Source organism: Thermosipho sp. (in: thermotogales), assembly GCF_020054775.1.
Classification (GTDB): domain Bacteria; phylum Thermotogota; class Thermotogae; order Thermotogales; family Fervidobacteriaceae; genus Thermosipho; species Thermosipho africanus.
Genome location: NZ_JAIHAP010000036.1, coordinates 1 through 17,051 on the forward strand (window position 1 = coordinate 1; position 17,051 = coordinate 17,051).

Consider the following 17,051-nt stretch of genomic DNA (forward strand, 5'->3'; position numbering starts at 1 on the left):
ACTCCATCCAAGAATTGCAAGATAATTTAGCAAAGCTTTATTTAAAAATCCATTTTCTTTAAAGAAATCAACAGAAGTACCTCCGTGCCTTTTACTAAGTGGAGTTCTATCATTTCCAAGAATTAATGGAATATGCATAAAAACAGGGTGTTGCCAATCAAAAGCATTATATATAAGTATTTGTTTTTGCGTATTTGAAAGGTGATCTTCACCTCTAAATACGTGTGATATTTTCATTAGATGATCATCAATTACAACGGCAAAATTATACGTTGGAAATCCATTGGATTTTATTATAATAAAATCGTCTACAAGATTGTTGTCAAATATCATTTCACCTTTTAATAGATCATTAAAGCTCGTGTTTCCTTGTTTTGGGATCTTAAATTTTACAACAATTGAGAAATCTTCTTTGTTTGCATATTTTTCAGGAAATTCGTAAGATTGTTCAATTTCTTCTTGGCCGTGATAGACTGCATAATATGCTTTTTTTTCGCTTATAAGGATATCAACATATTTCTTGTAAATATCAATTCTTTCACTTTGACGATAAGGTCCAAAATTTCCTCCAACATCTGGACCTTCATCCCAATCAATCTTAAGCCATTTAAGAGCATTTAATATTTTTTCTTCAAATTCTTTTTTAGAACGTTCTGTATCTGTATCTTCAATTCTGATTATAAACTTTCCATTGTTTTTTCGAGCAAACATCCAATTAAATAATGCAGTTCTTGCGCCTCCGACATGAAGATAGCCCGTAGGACTTGGGGCAAATCTTAATCTAAGCATTTAATCATCCTCCTAAAATAGTTCATCTAATATTTTTAAGTCCAGGGTAATATTAAATATAAAATCACTTACCATTTTCTTTCTTAACAAAAAGCCACTTGAATCTTTTGTTAATGGAATAGAAGCACAAAAATACAAAGTATTATCTTCAAAAGCTATAGTATAAAATGGAAACATTTGAGGAATTTTCCAAGATAGCATTGATTGCTGAGAATAAAGTATCTTCTTTTTATTTTGCAATCTTCTTAGCTCAAAAACGTTTAGTCTTTCAACTTTTGCGACATTTTTTGAGAATTTTTGAAAGTTTTTTGAGAGTATAGAATAATTTTTGAAATTAGCTTTTATTAGTTTTTTAATGGTTTTAAGGTGATCCTTTTCCATATTTCTATCTATTATAAAAAAAACTTCATCAATTTTTTGCTTTTTAATAGATTTTATAATTGTCTTTAAATTTTCAAAATTTTTCACAAAAGCAATTGAAAAACTTAATTTGTCTTTTTTTTTCTTTTTTAAGATAAACATATTTCACCCACTTATAATCGCAGTTATTAAATTATTTGGAACAATTTCAAACATTCTATCTTTTTCTGTGACAACTTCGGTAAATTTTGTTTGATCAGCAATTACAAAAAAAGGTTTATCAAAATTTTTTGAAAGTATAGCTAAAAGTTTTGATCCCACTTTATTTATGACACCATTTTCGCCTATACTATCGGCACCAATTAATACATAATCGCAGTTTTTTATATACCTGTGAACTTCAAAATCGTTAATAAGATACACATTTTTCTTGTAGTTTAATAGATTCTTGTATAGTATTTTTCCTTCTCCACCTGGATTTGATTCTGGGATATAGATTTCTAATTTTTTGTTATGAGTTTTGAAAAAGTATTCTAAAGTTCTGCTATTACTTATCGTCATTACTTTTGCGTCAAAATTTAAAAATTTTTTGGCATTTTTAATAGTATTTTCAAAAGTTGTATCAAGTATTTCTTTTATATTATTTATATCTTTATTTTCTTTAATCATCTTGTATATCCATTTAATAACCTGCATTTCAGGTTTTAATTTTATCATTTCCTTTAATATAGATTCTTTATCTTCTATATTTTTAATATTTTCAAGTATCCATTCTGCAATTTCGTGTGAACCTTGAATTGTTAATTTTTTGAAATTTTCAATCAATCCAATAACTCCCTTCTAAAGCTACGTTTAGAAGCTTCTTTTAAAGAGAGATTATCAAAAAAAATTTCGTTAGATTCAGATAAATATTTTTCAATTTCTAATTGTTTATTGTCGTATGAATTAAACCAACTTTCAAATTTTTTATGGTATCTGACTTTTTTAATATTTAATCTTGTAATAATTTTATTCATCGCTTTTGATTTTGTCATATCTCCAAAAGAAGGGTGATATGGTCCTGCTACTATTTGATTTTTTTGATTTTCTGGTACAAAATATCCAAGTCTAATTACTTTAGCTCCATACTGATAAATTAACAACAACATTTCTGATGCAATGTTTACCGCTTCATCTAATGTTAATGGATTGTATTTTCCTTCTAAATATAGTTTTTCAAGTTCTGTATTTTTGAATATAATTGTAGGATGAATTCTAAACATTTTTACTCCAAGATTTAAAAGTTCTTGTATTGATAGTAGATCTTTTTTTATATTGTCATTCAAAAGTCCTATCATTAAGTGTGCAGAAATTTCAAAACCAAATTCTTTTAGCAAGTTTACTGCGTTCAAGTTATCTTTTCTACTATGCCCTCTATTTGCAGCAGAAAGAACGTCATCAAACATGCTTTGTATACCAATTTCAACAGTTTTAACATTATTTTGCTTTAAAAATTTTAAGTTTTCATAATCTAGCTCATCAGGTCTTGTAGAAATTCGTATTGGAGTATCAGGATAAAATTTTCTCACTAGAGCAATTAATTCTTTTTGCTTTTCAAGGGGGATTGCGGTGAAAGTCCCTCCATAAAAAGCAATTTCTTCAGGTGATTTGTCAAGAAAAAAAGAAAGAGTATTAATTAACTCTTTTTTTGTTGGCATTTTTTCACCCGTCATAGTATATTGATTACAAAAAATGCATCTGCTTTTACAACCAAAGTTTGGTAAAAAAATTGAAAGTATCATTGAAGAAGTTCCTTTACAATCTTACTTACAACTGAGCCATCAGCTTTTCCTTTTACTTTTGCCATTAAGTTTTTCATAACAAGGCCAAACTCTTTTTGAGTAGCGTTTAATTCTTCAATGATTTCTTTTACCATTTTTCTAATTTCATCTTCACTTAACATTTCTGGAGCATATCCTTTTAAAACTTCTAATTCTTGTTCTTCTTCTTTTGCTAAATCTTCCCTGCCTGCCTTTTTATATGCTTCAATTGATTCTTGTCTTTTTTTCATTTCTTTTAAGACTAGTTTTTCAATTTCTTCGTCACTAGCTTCTCCTATTTTTTCTACTTCAAAGTTTTTTATAGCGGAATTTAAGAGCCTAAGTACCCTAACTTTAATCTCGTTTTTTTCTTTCATAGCTTGTTTTAGGTCTTGCATTATCTTTTCTTTTAGCATTAAAATACCTCCTTACTTTTCAAGTTCTACTATTTTATTTATTCTTCTTTCGTGTCTTCCACCTTCAAAATCTGCATTCAAAAATTCTTCCACAATCCATGTTGCAAGTTCAAATCCTATTAATCTTCCAGGAAGGACCAATATGTTTGCATTATTATGATTTCTTGCAAGTTTTCCCATTTCAGGTATCATACAGAGAGCTGCTCTTATTCCCTTAATTTTGTTTGCAGCAATTGACATTCCAATGCCTGTACCACATATGAGTATTCCAAAATCAGCATCTTTATTTACAACAAGTTTTCCAACTTCTTTTGCATAATCAGGATAATCTACACTTTCGGTACTATTTGTTCCTACATCTATAATCTCAATTCCTTTTTTAGATAAATAATCTACAAGTTTATTTTTTAGCTCAAAACCTGCGTGATCCGAACCTATTGCAATTTTCATTTTTTCCCTCCTATTAACTTTTTAGAAAATCTATAGCGGCTTTTATTGTTTCTTTTATATTTAATACTCTATCTAGGCTAGTAAGTCTTAAAAGATTTTTAATATTTTCATTCATATTAACAAGCACAATTTCTCCGCCTTGAAGTTTGAAACTCTTGTGAAGACCTACTAGAATTCCAAGTCCAGAGCTATCAATGTATTTAAGGTGTGAAAGATCCAAAATACAATACTTTTCTCCGTTATTTAAAATATTTTCATGGATAAATTGCTTCATTTTGTAAGCATTAGATATATCAATTTCTCCTGTTATTTTGACAACTGGAATATTTTCTAACTTAGTAACTTCGTACATGAAATTCACCCCCTTAATATATTCTTATAACCCCAACAAGTTTACCTATTACTTTAACATCTTTTGCATCACAAATTATAGGTGACATGCTGCTGTTTTCCGGCACAAGTTCTACCTTATCATTTTTATGATAAAACCTTTTTAAAGTGACTTTGTTGTCGAAAACGACAGCTGCTATTTGACCGTTTGGTATCCTATATTGCTTTTTAAGGATAACATAATCTCCATCAATTATATGTGCTTCTATCATACTCGTTCCTTCAACCCTTAGCGCAAAATAATTTCCATATCCATTAATCATCCTGACTGGTATTTCTATTTCTTCATCTACTAGTTCAAACATTTCAATTCCTTGCCCTGCTGAAATCTTTCCTTTAACTGGTATTGAAACGGTTTCGGGCCTTTTAACAAGAGAAATTGATCTTGAATTTTTGGGATTCCTTGTTATATAGCCTTTTTTTTCTAAAGCTAAAACATGTATATGTGCCCCTCTAGGGGTTAATTTAAAATGTTTTGCAATATCTCTAATTGATGGTGAATAACCATTTTGTTGAATGTAGCTAGTGATAAAATCTAAAACCATTTTTTGACGATTTGTTAGTTCTTTCATATATCAAACACCACCTTTATTGAGAGCTTATTAGCTTTTTTTCAATTTTTAGATTGTGATACGTAAGTGCTTTAAAAGTTTCACCTTCTATCTTACTGTATGAGCAAAAAGTAGTTTTGTATTTTTTATCTTTTTCAATCTTTACTGGAAAATATCCTAATTCTATAGCTGCAATCCAGTCATTTACAATATCAAATACTCCATCTTCATTTTCTTTTATATCATATTCCTGAACTTTAGCTATGTTACAATTTATATTTTCTACCTTGTATGTATCATGGATTATTTTTAAAATATCTTCCAGAAGGCCTAAAAATGTATCATTCACTATTTCAAATGCAATATCTGCTGTGTGATCAATTTCCCTATACATCATCCTCGCCTCTTATAACAGCAAAGTCTGCTATTTCATCATCTTCGGATAGATTAACTAATTTTACTCCCTTTGTGACTCTCCCAAGAGGTCTTAAACTGTCTAAATTAATTTTCAAAGTCATACCGTTTTTTGTAAAGATCATCATGTTTTCGTTTCCTAAAACATGGGTTACACCTACAATATGTCCGGCTTTAGAGATGTCCGAAATATTTTTTATACCAAGGCCACCACGCTTTTGTATTCTATACTGAGAAGTTTCTGTTAACTTTCCGTAACCTTTACTTGTTACAGTTAAAAGATAATGTTCATCATCCATTAAAAGTGAAGAACTCACCACAGCATCATCATTTGAAAGCCTTATTCCAATAACACCCATTGCGTTTCTTCCCATTGTTCTAACTTCAGAAATTGGGAATCTAATACACAATCCATTTTTTGTTGCAATTAATATAGTTTGGTCTGGATTATCAATTTTTTGTACAGAAACAAGTAAATCATCATCATCAAATGTTATTGCTTTCATTCCTCTTGAGTTTATATTTTCAAATTCTTTAAGCGAAGTTCTTTTGACTTTACCATTTTTTGTTACAAAGAATAATTCGCCTTCAAAGTTATCTACAGGAAGCATTGTGAGAATTTTTTCATCTTGCCCTATATTTAGGTATTTTGCTATTTGTCTTCCACGGCTTGTTCTTGAATTTTCTTCTATTTGATAGTTGTTTAGAATATATACTTTGCCATATGATGTAAAGAATAACGTTTTTCCATGCAGATGAGTATAAATAATTTCCATTATAGCATCATCATCCATTAAATTTGAGCCTGTAACGCCTTTTCCACCACGTCTTTGTGTTTTAAATGTGTCAAGGCTCATCATTTTTAAGTAGCCTTTTTTTGTAAGCGATAAAACTACTTCTTTATCTGGAATAAGCTCTAATTCATTGAACTCTATTTTTCTTTCTTCATGATCTAATATTATACTTTTTCTGCTATCTCCATATTCGCTCTTAATTGCTTCAAGTTCTTCAATTATTTTTTCATATACTTTTTGATCATTTTCTATCAATTCTTTTTCAACTTTCATTTTATTCACAAGATCGTTGTAATCATCGATTAATTTTGAAATTTCAAGTTTAGTTAATCTTCCAAGTCTTAGATCGACGATTGCTTTTGCTTGTGTTTCAGTAAAGTTAAACATATCTATTAATTCATGTATAGCACTGTTTTGATCTTCGCTATTTCTAATCACTGAAATAATGGTGTCAATTGATCTGGAAGCTTTAATTAGCCCTTCTAAAATATGTGCTCTTTTAGAGTATTGTTTATAATAATATTGAGCTCTTCTTCTTACAACCTCAAATCTGTGTTCTACAAAAGCCCACATTAATTCTTTTAAATTCATCAGAACAGGCTTTTTCTCTTTGTCTATAACTAAGAGTTGTGCATGGAATGGATTTTGTAGTTGAGTATGTTTATACAAATTGTTAATTATAATTTCTTCATTAGTATCATTCGGTATTTCAATAACTATTCTAAGCCCTTCCTTGTCGGATTCATCTCTAATATCTTTAATTGGAAGACTTGATTTTTCTGCATACTCAACTATTTTCTTTATTAAATCAGCTTTGCTTATATTGAAAGGAATCTCCGTTATAACAATATTTTTCTTTTTCTTTTTTTCTTCTACGTGTACTTTTCCACGAATTGTAAAACTACCTTTTCCAGTGGTGTACATTTCCCTGATTCCAGATTTTCCTATAATTTCTCCACCGGTTGGAAAATCAGGTCCAGGTATAAAATTCATAAGTTCTTCAATAGAAATTTCAGGATTCTTTATTAATGCAATTAATCCATTTACAAGTTCTGTTATGTTATGAGGTGGAATATTTGTTGTCATTCCAACTGCAATTCCTGTTGAACCATTGGCAAGTAAATTTGGGAATTTTGATGGTAATACTTCAGGTTCTTTTAAACTCCCATCAAAATTATCAGTCATATTAACAGTTTCTTTGTCAATATCTTCAAGCAATTCTTCTGCAATCTTTGCAAGTCTTGCTTCGGTGTACCTCATTGCAGCTGGAGGATCCCTATCAATCGAGCCAAAATTTCCTTGACCATCAATAAGTTTATATCGCATCGTCCAATCTTGTGCCATTCTTACTATTGTATCGTAGATTGCAGCATCGCCATGAGGATGATATTTACCCATTACTTCACCGACAATACGTGCTGATTTTTTAAATGGCTTATTATGTGTCACTCCAAGTTCGTACATACTATATAAAATTCTTCTTTGAACGGGTTTTAAGCCGTCGCGTACATCCGGAATAGCCCTTCCTATAATTACGCTCATTGAATAGCTTAAATAGGATTCTTTTAATTCTTCTTCTATAGGTCTATATATTTCCATTTAAGTCCCTCCACTAAGAAATTTTCGCGCCTTCATCAATATCTTTGTCAACTGTTAAAACAGTTAAGTTATCATTTATTTTTGCGGCGAGTAACATTCCTTGAGATTCTATTCCCATTAGTTTAGCAGGTTTTAAATTTGCAACAACTATTATTTTTTTACCAATTAACTGTTCTGGTGTATAAAATTTTGAAATACCTGCTACTATTTGTCTTTTACCAAGCTCTCCAAGGTCGACAATTAATCTTAATAACTTTTCTGATTTTTTTACTTTTTCAGCTTCTACAACTTTAGCAACACGCAAATCTACCTTTTTAAAATCTTCAATTGAAATAAGTTCTATTGTATTTTCAGGCATTTTTTGCTGAGGCTTTTTTTCTCCTACTTTTTGAATGTTTTTTATATCTATCTTTTGGAATAGCGGCTTTTCATGTATTACATTTGCGCCCGATTTAAGAGAGTTCCATTCTGTGTTTAGTACAAATTCAGGATTAAACTCTTGTCCTAACCTTCTAAAAACTTCTGTTGAAGAATCTGGCATAAATGGAAGTAATAAAGAAGCGATTTTAATAAATGCTTCAAGGGTATTGTATAAAATAGTTCCTAATCTTTCTTTATTTCCTTCTTTTGCAAGTACCCAAGGTTTGTTTTCATCGAAATATTTATTTACGTCTCTTATATAACTCCAAATACTTTCTAGGGCATTTGTTAATTTATAACTTTCCATGCATTCGGTATATTCTTTTTTTAGGTTCTTAAATTTTTCAATAAGTTCTTTATCCGATTCATTTAAAGAAGAAGGAGTTGGAATTTTTGAGTTAAAGTTTTTAACTACCATTGCAAGTGTTCTATGGAGTAGATTACCATAGTCATTTGCAAGATCTGAGTTCAATCTATTAACTAGGTTTTCTTCAGAAAAATCTCCATCTTTTCCAAAGACAATATCTCTTGCAAGGTAATATCTTATTACATCATTTCCATATTTTTTGACAAATTCTCTTGGATCAATAGCATTGCCAAGTGATTTACTAATTTTTTGACCATTAACTGTTAACCAACCGTGAGCAAATATCTTTTTTGGTAAAGGAAGTCCCACGGACATTAGCATTGCAGGCCATATAAGGCTGTGGAATCTATTAATTTCTTTTCCAATAAGGTGTAAATCGGCAGGCCACCATTTTTTGAAAGTTTCTTCGTCTTTGCCATAACCTATTGCAGAAATATAATTAATAAGAGCATCAACCCAAACATAAATAACATGTTTGGGGTCATTCGGCATTGGGATACCCCAGTCGAATGTTGTTCTTGTTATAGACAGGTCTTTTAATCCTTCTTCTAGAATTTTTAACATTTCATTTTTTCTAAATTCTGGTTCAACAAAATCTGGATTTTCTTTAAAATGTTTTAAAAGAGGTTCGGTGTACTTTGAAAGTCTGAAGAAATAGTTTTCTTCTTCTACAAAATTTAAGGGTCGATGACAAGATGGGCAAACTGGGTTATTATTTTCATCTTTTTCTATTTCATCTTCGCTCCAATATGTTTCACAAGGCACACAATACCAACCCTTGTATTTTCCTTTGTAAATGTCTCCGTTTTCGAGCATTTTTGAGACAAAAAATTGCACGGTTTTTATATGTTCTTCATCCGTAGTTCTTATAAAATAATCATTTGTAATTTTTAAATCTTTCCAAAGTTGCTCGAATTTTTTAGAAAGTTCATCACAAAGTTGCTGAGGAGTTTTCCCCTGTTTTTTAGCGGCTTGCATTATTTTTTGACCATGTTCATCAGTACCGGTTAGATAGAATACTTCATATCCCATTAATCTTTTATATCTTGCTATAATGTCTCCAATAATTGTGGTATATGCACTTCCAATATGTGGTTCAGAATTGACATAGTATATAGGCGTTGTAATATAGAATTTTTTCACATCTTCACCTCCAAAAAAGTTCTCTTTTCATTCTAAAATATTATACCATACAAAGGTTTATCTTAATTGTTCTGTAACATTTGTATAGTAATTTTGGCATGTTTATAATATTTTGAGATTTAAAGTGCAAAATAACAAAAATTTATTCTCATTGTTAATATTTAGCCATAAATCATTATAAGTGAATTAATTTTCAAGAATGTAGAAGTGTTATAATATAATCATCGGTAACATTACCGGTAATGATAACGGTAAAGTTATCTTAAACCAAGGGAGGGGTATGCATGAAAAAGGTGTTGTTTGTTTTATTAATACTAAGTGTGTTAGTTAGTTTAGGGGTCGCTGCAAAGGTAACCATTTGGTGTTGGGATCCAAATTTTAATGTAGCTATTATGCAAGAAGCTGCAGAGAGATACAAAGCTATGCATCCTGATGTCGAATTTGAAATTGTAAGTATGGCAAAGGCGGATGTAGAGCAAAAGTTGAATACTATATTGGCTTCTGGTGTAAAGAAAGGACTTCCTGAGATAGTATTAATTGAAGATTATAATGCTCAAAAATATCTTCAATCATATCCTGGATCTTTTGCAGATTTAACAAAAAAATTTAACTTTAAAGAATTTTCACCATACAAAGTAAAGTTGATGACCTTGAATGGAAAAGTTTATGGTGTTCCATTTGACTCAGGTGTTGCAGGTTGGTTTTATAGAAGAGATTATTTTAAAGAAGCAGGAATTGATGAATCAGAGTTAAGAAATATTACTTGGGATAAGTTTATTGAACTCGGTAAGATAGTGAAAGAAAAAACGGGGAAATATATGATGGCAGGAGATCCATACGATGGAGGGCTAATGAGAATATTACTCCAGTCTGCAGGTTCATGGTATTTTGATAAGAATGGAAAGCCATTTATTAAAGACAATCCAGTATTAAAAGAGGCAGTAAGACTATATAAAGAAATTCAAGATTCAGGTATTTCAAAGGAAGTTTCTGGATGGAACGAGTGGGTTGCAGCATTCAACAATGGTGATGTTGCTTCAGTTATTACAGGTGTCTGGATTGTGGGATCTATTAAAGCAGAAAAATCTCAAAGTGGTAAATGGGGAGTTTTACCTATTCCAAGGTTAAATTTACCTGGTGCGGTTAATGCATCAAATCTAGGTGGTTCAAGTTGGTATGTTTTGGAACATTCAGAAAATAAAGATGTAGCAATAGACTTTTTAAGAGAAATCTATGCTAAAGACGTCGATTTCTATCAAAAGATATTAATAGAAAGAGGAGCGGTGGGTTCATGGATTCCTGCACAAAATGGGCCAGCATATAGAGAACCTGACCCATTCTTTGGATATCAAAGAATTTATCTTGACTTTACAGATTGGATGGATAAGATCCCACCAGTTGATTATGGAATATTTACCTACGAGGCAGATGCTGCATTAATGGGTGTTATGCCTGATGTTTATAATGGTAATCTTACAATTGAAAAAGCACTTGAGATGGCAGAAAAGCAATTTTTAAATACAATTGGTTATTAAAGTTAAAATTTGGGTGGGCCGCTCCCACCCATTTTTCTGCACCAAGGAGGGATTTAATGAAAATAAGAAAAAGTGAAAATATATGGGGTTGGGTATTTATTAGTTTGGCACTTTCAGGTCTTTTATTGTTTATCTTATACCCTATTATTTATTCGTTATATTTATCAACTTTTTCAACAAGAGGATATTTAAAACATTTTGTTGGTTTAGGAAATTACAAAAGGCTTTTTCAGGATTCTAATTTTTTGCTGTCATTAAAGAATATTTTTATAATATTTATTATTCAGGTTCCTATTATGTTATTTTTAGCTCTTATTTTTGCTTTTTTATTAAACAATCCAAAATTAAAGTTTAGAGGCTTTTACAGAACTGCTCTGTTTTTGCCTGCAGTTACATCTTTGGTGGCGTATAGTGTAGTATTTAAAATGATGTTTTCAACTCAGGGACTTGTTAACAATATTTTGCTATCATTACATATTATAAAAGAACCTATAAGGTGGTTGCTTGACCCGTTTTGGGCAAAGGTAACACTGATTATTGCAATGACCTGGAGATGGACAGGATATAATATGATGTTTTATCTTGCGGGATTGCAAAATATTCCTTTAGAAATTTATGAAGCAGCTGAAATAGACGGTGCAAGTAAAACTGTACAGTTTTTTAAGATAACAATTCCACTATTAAAACCAATAATTTTATTTACTACGATAATGTCTACAATTGGAACGTTGCAACTGTTTGATGAACCTATGAATTTAGCTGCAGGTGTTGTAACTGGTTCAAGTGTGGGGCCAGGAAATTCACTGCTTACACCTTCGGTTTATATTTATAACGTTTGCTTTAAATACGTACCAAATTTTGGATATGCTTCCGCAATTTCTTATATAATAGTTTTGATTGCTGCTATTCTTGCAATTATTCAATTTAAAGTGGCGGGTGATAGAAAATGAAAAGAAAAATATCTACTTTTTTTGTCTATTTATTTTTATCTATTTCTGCATTTTTATCAATATTTCCATTCTATTGGATGATTGTTGGTAGCACTAATACTTCTGTTGATGTTATAAAAGGAAAGTTGATTTTTGGAACCCATCTTTTAGAAAACTTAAATAAACTTTTTAAAGAATATGATCTCTGGAGAGTACTTTTAAATTCAGTTCAAGTATCAGTTTTTGTTGTAATAGGTTCTTTAATAGTGGCTTCAATGGCTGGTTATGGTTTTGAGATATATAAATCAAAAGTTAGGAATAAAATATATGGTATCTTTATTTGGACTCTAATGATTCCTTTTGCAGCTTTAATGGTTCCACTTTTTAGGTTGATGAATGTTTTCAATTTAATTGATTCACTTTGGGGAATTATTTTACCGATGATTCCATCAGTTTTTTTAATCTTCTTTTTTAAACAAAATTTTCAACAGTATCCTAAGGAAATAATAATGGCTGCAAGGGTTGATGGCGCTAGTGAATTAAGAATATTTTTCTCAATTGTTGTTCCATCTATGAAAGCCACTTATGCAGCAGCTGCTATTTATGCTTTTATGACAAGTTGGAATGCCTATCTTTGGCCGCTAGTTATTATTCAAAGTTCTGAAAAAAGAACCATGACTCTTTTTGTTTCAAATTTGGCATCTGGGTATAAACCGGATTTTGCGCTTGTAATGACGGCTGTTGTATTAGCAACATTACCAATGATTATAGTATTTTTTGCATTGCAGAAATATTTTGTTCAAGGTGTCCTTGGTTCGGTAAAACAATAAGATTAAGAGGTGATTAAATGAAACAAAAAAAGTATGTCACAATTAAGGATATTGCAAAAGTTGCAGGTGTGTCTGTAAATACTGTATCAAGAGCCTTAAACGATAAACCAGATATTAATAGCGAAACAAAGAAGAGAATATTGGATATTGCTAAAAGTTTGGGTTATGTAAAAAACATAACCGCATCAACTCTGAGGAATAATAGTACAAAAATTGTTGGTGTAATATTAGCAGATAGTGCTAATCCATTTTATGCAGAAGTTTTAAAGGGAATTGAGGCTGCTTCGCGTAAATACGGTTATCAGATAATATTGATGAATACGGAAAGAGTGTATGAGAATGAAGAAATCGCAATAAAGACGTTGCTTCAAAGAAGGGTTGATGGACTTTTAATCGCACCTGTTCAAGATAGAGCAGAAGATATAAAGCGTTTAAATGAGAAAGTAAATATTCCATTTGTAATAGTTGGTAGACATTTCGAAGATATCAAAGTTGATGAAATTTACAATGATGAGATAAAAGGTGGGTATATAGCTACAAAGTATTTAATTGATTTGGGACGAAAAAATATACTAATGATTAATGGAAGCATGTTTAAATCTCCTGCCAAAATGAGGTATGAAGGTTACAAAAAAGCCTTGAATGAAGTAGGATTAATAGATAATATGGTAATCTCTGATATAGATATCAATGGTGGATATGAAGCTGTAAAAAAAATATTGAAGGAAGGACAAAAAGTTGATGCGTTGTTTTGCTATAACGATTTAGTTGCCATAGGAGCTATAAAAGCTTTAAAAGAGGAAGGAATAAAAATACCAGAAGATGTAGCTGTGATTGGATACGATGATATTTACTTTTCTTCTTTTGTGTGTCCTACTCTTACTACAGTTAGAATTAAAAAGTTTGAACTTGGGTATGAATCTTTTAAAATGTTGCACAATAGAATTTGTGGTAGAAGAAAAAACATAAAGCAGAAAATTTTGGATGTAGAGCTAATAAAGAGAGAATCAGCATAGGAGGTAGTTTGAATGCATGTATGGGAAAATCCTAAACTTGTTTCAAAAGGATTAGAAGAGCCGCATTCATCATTCATACCATATTTTAATCCATTTTCTGGACAGTTTGAATATCCAAATGATTATATTTCATTGAACGGGGAATGGAAAATAAAGATTTTCAATAATCCTTTTGAAGTTTTAAAAGAGTTTTTTTCTGAAGGTTTTAACGATAACGATTGGGAGGAAATAGAAGTTCCATCAAACTTGGAATTTACTGGAAAAGTTAAACCAATTTATACAAATGTGGTTTATCCATTTGAAACTAATCCACCTTATGTTCCAAAAGATTATAACCCAACAGCAGTTTACAGAAGGAAATTTTTTATACCAGAAAATTGGTATGACAAAGAAATATTTATTAATTTTGAAGGAGTAAGATCTTTTTTACATCTTTACATTAATGGAAAAGAAGTGGGGTTTAACAAAGATAGTGCATCCCATGCTGAATTTAAAATAAACGATTACATTAGAATTGGAGAAAATACAATTTCGGTAGAAGTTTTAAAATGGTGTGATGGAAGTTATTTAGAAGATCAAGACATGTGGTGGCTTTCTGGTATTTATAGAGATGTATATATATATGCATTACCAAAGCTGTATATAAAAGATATCTTTATCAGAACAGATTTAGATGATTTGTATAGAGACGGTAAGTTATTTGTGGATTTAAAAATAATGAATAACTCTAATTTGAAAGATACAAATTTAAAGATAACTCTTTTAGATAAGTTTAAAGATGAAAAAATATTAATTGATTCGAAATATATCCTAAGTTATGGTGAAAACGACTTGAATTTTTCTTTTGATATATCAAAACCATTGAAGTGGTCGCATGAGACGCCAAATTTGTATGTATTAAAAGTAGAATTAGAAGAAGATCAAAAAAAGGTAAACTTTGGCTTTAGAAAAGTTGAGAAAAAAAATGGTACTTTAACTTTAAATGGTAGAAAGTTGTATATAAAAGGAGTAAATAGGCATGAATTTGATCCTAAAAGAGGTCATTCAATTACAATTGAAAGAATGATTGAAGATATAAAGATAATGAAGCAACATAATATAAATACTGTGAGAACTTCTCATTATCCAAATCAGACAAAGTGGTATGATTTATGCGATTATTTTGGTTTATTGGTTATTGATGAAGCTAATATAGAAACTCATGGAATTGGTTGGGATCCAAATGTAACGCTTGCTGAGAAGGAAGAATGGCAAGAAGCTCATCTTGATAGAGTAAGGCGTATGCTAGAAAGGGATAAAAATCATCCGAGTATTATTTTTTGGTCACTTGGAAATGAAGCTGGTACAGGAATAAACTTTGAAAAAGCATCATTCTTAATTAAAAATAGAGATAATACTAGATTAGTTCATTTTTGTGGGTTAGGTGTTGATAGACTTTCGGATTTTTATTATCTTGATTTGGCGTCAGCAATGTATCCTAAAGTTGAAGATTTATTAGAATATTCATCTAAAAAAAGAGAAAAACCATATTTTATGTGTGAATATTCTCATGCTATGGGAAATAGCGTAGGTAATTTAAAAGACTATTGGGACATAATTGAATCAAAACCATATTTATGTGGAGGTTGTATTTGGGATTTTGTAGATCAAGGTATTGAAAAAAAAGATGAAAATGGAACACTTTTTTGGGCGTATGGGGGAGATTTTGGAGATAATCCTAACGATAAGAATTTTTGCTGTAATGGCCTTCTTTTACCAGATAGAACTCCCAATCCTTCTTTACATGAAGTAAAAAAAGTATATCAGAATGTGGAAATAATGTTTCTTGGTGATAATAGATTTTTATTTAAAAACAAATTTATGTTTACAAATTTGGAAAATTATAAAGGAATTTGGAAATTAAGAAAAAATGGAGAAGTTATTTTGGAGGGAGAGTTTAGAATTTCTCTTGAACCTGGAGATGAAAAGGTTGAAAAAATAAATGTACCAAGTAATTTTGAGGAAAATAGTGAATATTATTTGGATATTTATTTTGTCCTTGAAAATGATGAAAGGTGGGCTCAAAAAGGTCACATAGTTGCATATGAACAGTTTAAATTAAAAGATCCAGAATATGTGATGAATAAAAGTTTTAATGGAAAATTAGATTTTAAAGAAGATGGCAATAAAGTTTATATTTTAGCAAATGACGTGGAATATATTTTTTCAAAGACAAGTGGATTGCTTGAACAAATAATTTTTAATGGAAAAGAAATATTAAAAGAGGCACTTAAACCAAATTTCTGGCGAGCACCGACGGATAATGATATTGGTAATAAAATGCCTGAAAGATTAAAAGTATGGAAAAAAGCATCATATTTGAGGAGATTACATGATTTCAAAATTTTAAAAGATTATGAAAAAGTAGTGGTACTGACAACTTTTGAAATTCCAGAGTACTCATGGCTAAGTTTGACTTATATTGTATTTTCCAATGGTGATATGTTAGTTGATTATTATTTGAAGCCTTCTAAAGATTCTGTTGAAATTCCAAGAATTGGTATGCAAGCAAAATTGAATAAGATATTTAAACATGTAGAATGGTATGGGTTAGGTCCCCATGAGACATATAGTGATAGAAAAAATAGTGGTATTGTTGGAATATATTTAAAAGAAATTGATAATATGTATCATAAATATGTTAGACCTCAGGAAACTGGTAATAGAAGTGATGTTAGATGGTTCTCACTTAAAGATGAGAGTATGAATTTAAATGTTATAGGTTATAAAAACTACGTTAATTTTAGTGTTTGGCCTTTTTCAATGGAAGATTTAGAGAAAGCAGAACATATAAATGAGTTAAAAAAGAGGGATTTTTATACATTAAATATAGATCTTGCACAAATGGGAGTTGGAGGTGATGATAGCTGGGGTGCATTACCGCATAAAGAATATATTTTGTGGCCTAAAGAATATAGTTATAGATTCATAATTAACTTTTCTCAAAATGTAAAAAAGGAATGGATTAATATACCAATGATTAAAGAAAATTTTGAATTTTATTTAAACGTTCCAAAAAGTGTAAAAAGAGATACTCCATTTAAAATAGAGTTGTTCTTAAAAAATAATTCACCTGTGACCTTAAAAAAGGATATATTTTTGACTTTAGAAAATGAGATAGTTTATTCAAAAACGTTTTTTATTAAACCCTACTCACGAGTAGATGAAACCTTTGAATTAAAAATAGAAAAAAGTGGAGATTATTTATTA

Annotated in this window: 16 protein-coding genes; 5 read left to right on the forward strand and 11 right to left on the reverse strand. The window is 30.2% G+C overall.

Annotation, left to right across the window (positions count from 1 at the left end; translation table 11 throughout):
- From JG780_RS06985 to metG, 11 genes are all read right to left on the reverse strand, one after another.
- A partial coding sequence (locus JG780_RS06985) for a glutamate--tRNA ligase (protein ID WP_287569787.1) occupies window positions 1–789 on the reverse strand: 789 nt, incomplete at its 3' end.
- A 12-nt stretch (window positions 790–801) separates the two neighbouring features.
- Entirely contained in the window at window positions 802–1,311 is a 510-nt protein-coding gene (locus tag JG780_RS06990; protein WP_287569789.1) for a hypothetical protein, read from the reverse strand.
- A gap of 3 nt (window positions 1,312–1,314) precedes the next feature.
- Entirely contained in the window at window positions 1,315–1,974 is a 660-nt protein-coding gene (locus tag JG780_RS06995; RefSeq protein ID WP_287569791.1) for an IF-2B domain-containing protein, read from the reverse strand.
- A complete protein-coding gene (locus JG780_RS07000) occupies window positions 1,971–2,930 on the reverse strand; it encodes an elongator complex protein 3 (RefSeq protein ID WP_004102290.1) in 960 nt (319 codons plus the stop codon). The genes JG780_RS06995 and JG780_RS07000 overlap by 4 nt, the downstream gene beginning before the upstream one ends.
- The gene (locus tag JG780_RS07005) at window positions 2,927–3,364 is read right to left on the reverse strand and encodes a GatB/YqeY domain-containing protein (RefSeq protein WP_004102292.1); all 438 of its coding nucleotides are present in this window, start codon (window positions 3,362–3,364) and stop codon (window positions 2,927–2,929) included. The genes JG780_RS07000 and JG780_RS07005 overlap by 4 nt, the downstream gene beginning before the upstream one ends.
- Before the next feature lie 12 nt (window positions 3,365–3,376).
- Entirely contained in the window at window positions 3,377–3,814 is a 438-nt protein-coding gene (rpiB, locus tag JG780_RS07010) for a ribose 5-phosphate isomerase B (protein ID WP_004102294.1), read from the reverse strand.
- A gap of 13 nt (window positions 3,815–3,827) precedes the next feature.
- Window positions 3,828–4,166, reverse strand: a complete 339-nt coding sequence (locus tag JG780_RS07015; RefSeq protein WP_004102296.1) for an STAS domain-containing protein — start codon at window positions 4,164–4,166, stop codon at window positions 3,828–3,830.
- A 13-nt stretch (window positions 4,167–4,179) separates the two neighbouring features.
- Window positions 4,180–4,776, reverse strand: a complete 597-nt coding sequence (lexA, locus tag JG780_RS07020) for a transcriptional repressor LexA (RefSeq protein WP_004102298.1) — start codon at window positions 4,774–4,776, stop codon at window positions 4,180–4,182.
- 16 nt (window positions 4,777–4,792) lie between these two features.
- The gene (locus tag JG780_RS07025) at window positions 4,793–5,149 is read right to left on the reverse strand and encodes an archease (RefSeq protein ID WP_287569795.1); all 357 of its coding nucleotides are present in this window, start codon (window positions 5,147–5,149) and stop codon (window positions 4,793–4,795) included.
- On the reverse strand, window positions 5,142–7,562 hold the full coding sequence (gene gyrA / locus JG780_RS07030; RefSeq protein WP_287569797.1) for a DNA gyrase subunit A: 2,421 nt from the start codon (window positions 7,560–7,562) through the stop codon (window positions 5,142–5,144). Before gyrA ends, JG780_RS07025 begins: the two co-directional genes overlap by 8 nt.
- A gap of 13 nt (window positions 7,563–7,575) precedes the next feature.
- Complete coding sequence (metG, locus tag JG780_RS07035; RefSeq protein WP_114702576.1) at window positions 7,576–9,492, reverse strand: methionine--tRNA ligase; 1,917 nt, start codon at window positions 9,490–9,492, stop codon at window positions 7,576–7,578.
- A gap of 284 nt (window positions 9,493–9,776) precedes the next feature.
- Between metG and JG780_RS07040 the strand changes: the two genes are divergently transcribed.
- The 5 genes from JG780_RS07040 to lacZ form a co-directional block, all read left to right on the forward strand.
- Entirely contained in the window at window positions 9,777–11,027 is a 1,251-nt protein-coding gene (locus JG780_RS07040) for an ABC transporter substrate-binding protein (RefSeq protein ID WP_287569800.1), read from the forward strand.
- 56 nt (window positions 11,028–11,083) lie between these two features.
- Window positions 11,084–11,977: a carbohydrate ABC transporter permease gene (locus tag JG780_RS07045; RefSeq protein ID WP_004102308.1), complete on the forward strand. Its 894-nt coding sequence runs from the start codon at window positions 11,084–11,086 to the stop codon at window positions 11,975–11,977.
- Window positions 11,974–12,786 carry a carbohydrate ABC transporter permease gene (locus JG780_RS07050; RefSeq protein ID WP_004102309.1) on the forward strand — a complete coding sequence of 271 codons (813 nt, stop codon included), beginning with the start codon at window positions 11,974–11,976 and terminating at the stop codon, window positions 12,784–12,786. Before JG780_RS07045 ends, JG780_RS07050 begins: the two co-directional genes overlap by 4 nt.
- A gap of 17 nt (window positions 12,787–12,803) precedes the next feature.
- A complete protein-coding gene (locus tag JG780_RS07055) occupies window positions 12,804–13,802 on the forward strand; it encodes a LacI family DNA-binding transcriptional regulator (protein ID WP_004102311.1) in 999 nt (332 codons plus the stop codon).
- A gap of 12 nt (window positions 13,803–13,814) precedes the next feature.
- Window positions 13,815–17,051 (forward strand): beta-galactosidase LacZ (gene lacZ / locus JG780_RS07060; RefSeq protein ID WP_287569803.1); only part of this gene is annotated, 3,237 nt, incomplete at its 3' end.

What these genes read in the sequence shown, in the direction of transcription:
- JG780_RS06990 (WP_287569789.1), bottom strand. Translation starts at nt 1,311, where the DNA reads ATGTTTATCTTAAAAAAGAAAAAAAAAGACAAATTAAGTTTTTCAATT.
- JG780_RS07000 (WP_004102290.1), bottom strand. Translation starts at nt 2,930, where the DNA reads ATGATACTTTCAATTTTTTTACCAAACTTTGGTTGTAAAAGCAGATGC.
- JG780_RS07005 (WP_004102292.1), bottom strand. Translation starts at nt 3,364, where the DNA reads ATGCTAAAAGAAAAGATAATGCAAGACCTAAAACAAGCTATGAAAGAA.
- rpiB (WP_004102294.1), bottom strand. Translation starts at nt 3,814, where the DNA reads ATGAAAATTGCAATAGGTTCGGATCACGCAGGTTTTGAGCTAAAAAAT.
- JG780_RS07015 (WP_004102296.1), bottom strand. Translation starts at nt 4,166, where the DNA reads ATGTACGAAGTTACTAAGTTAGAAAATATTCCAGTTGTCAAAATAACA.
- lexA (WP_004102298.1), bottom strand. Translation starts at nt 4,776, where the DNA reads ATGAAAGAACTAACAAATCGTCAAAAAATGGTTTTAGATTTTATCACT.
- JG780_RS07025 (WP_287569795.1), bottom strand. Translation starts at nt 5,149, where the DNA reads ATGTATAGGGAAATTGATCACACAGCAGATATTGCATTTGAAATAGTG.
- gyrA (WP_287569797.1), bottom strand. Translation starts at nt 7,562, where the DNA reads ATGGAAATATATAGACCTATAGAAGAAGAATTAAAAGAATCCTATTTA.
- JG780_RS07040 (WP_287569800.1), top strand. Translation starts at nt 9,777, where the DNA reads ATGAAAAAGGTGTTGTTTGTTTTATTAATACTAAGTGTGTTAGTTAGT.
- JG780_RS07045 (WP_004102308.1), top strand. Translation starts at nt 11,084, where the DNA reads ATGAAAATAAGAAAAAGTGAAAATATATGGGGTTGGGTATTTATTAGT.
- JG780_RS07050 (WP_004102309.1), top strand. Translation starts at nt 11,974, where the DNA reads ATGAAAAGAAAAATATCTACTTTTTTTGTCTATTTATTTTTATCTATT.
- JG780_RS07055 (WP_004102311.1), top strand. Translation starts at nt 12,804, where the DNA reads ATGAAACAAAAAAAGTATGTCACAATTAAGGATATTGCAAAAGTTGCA.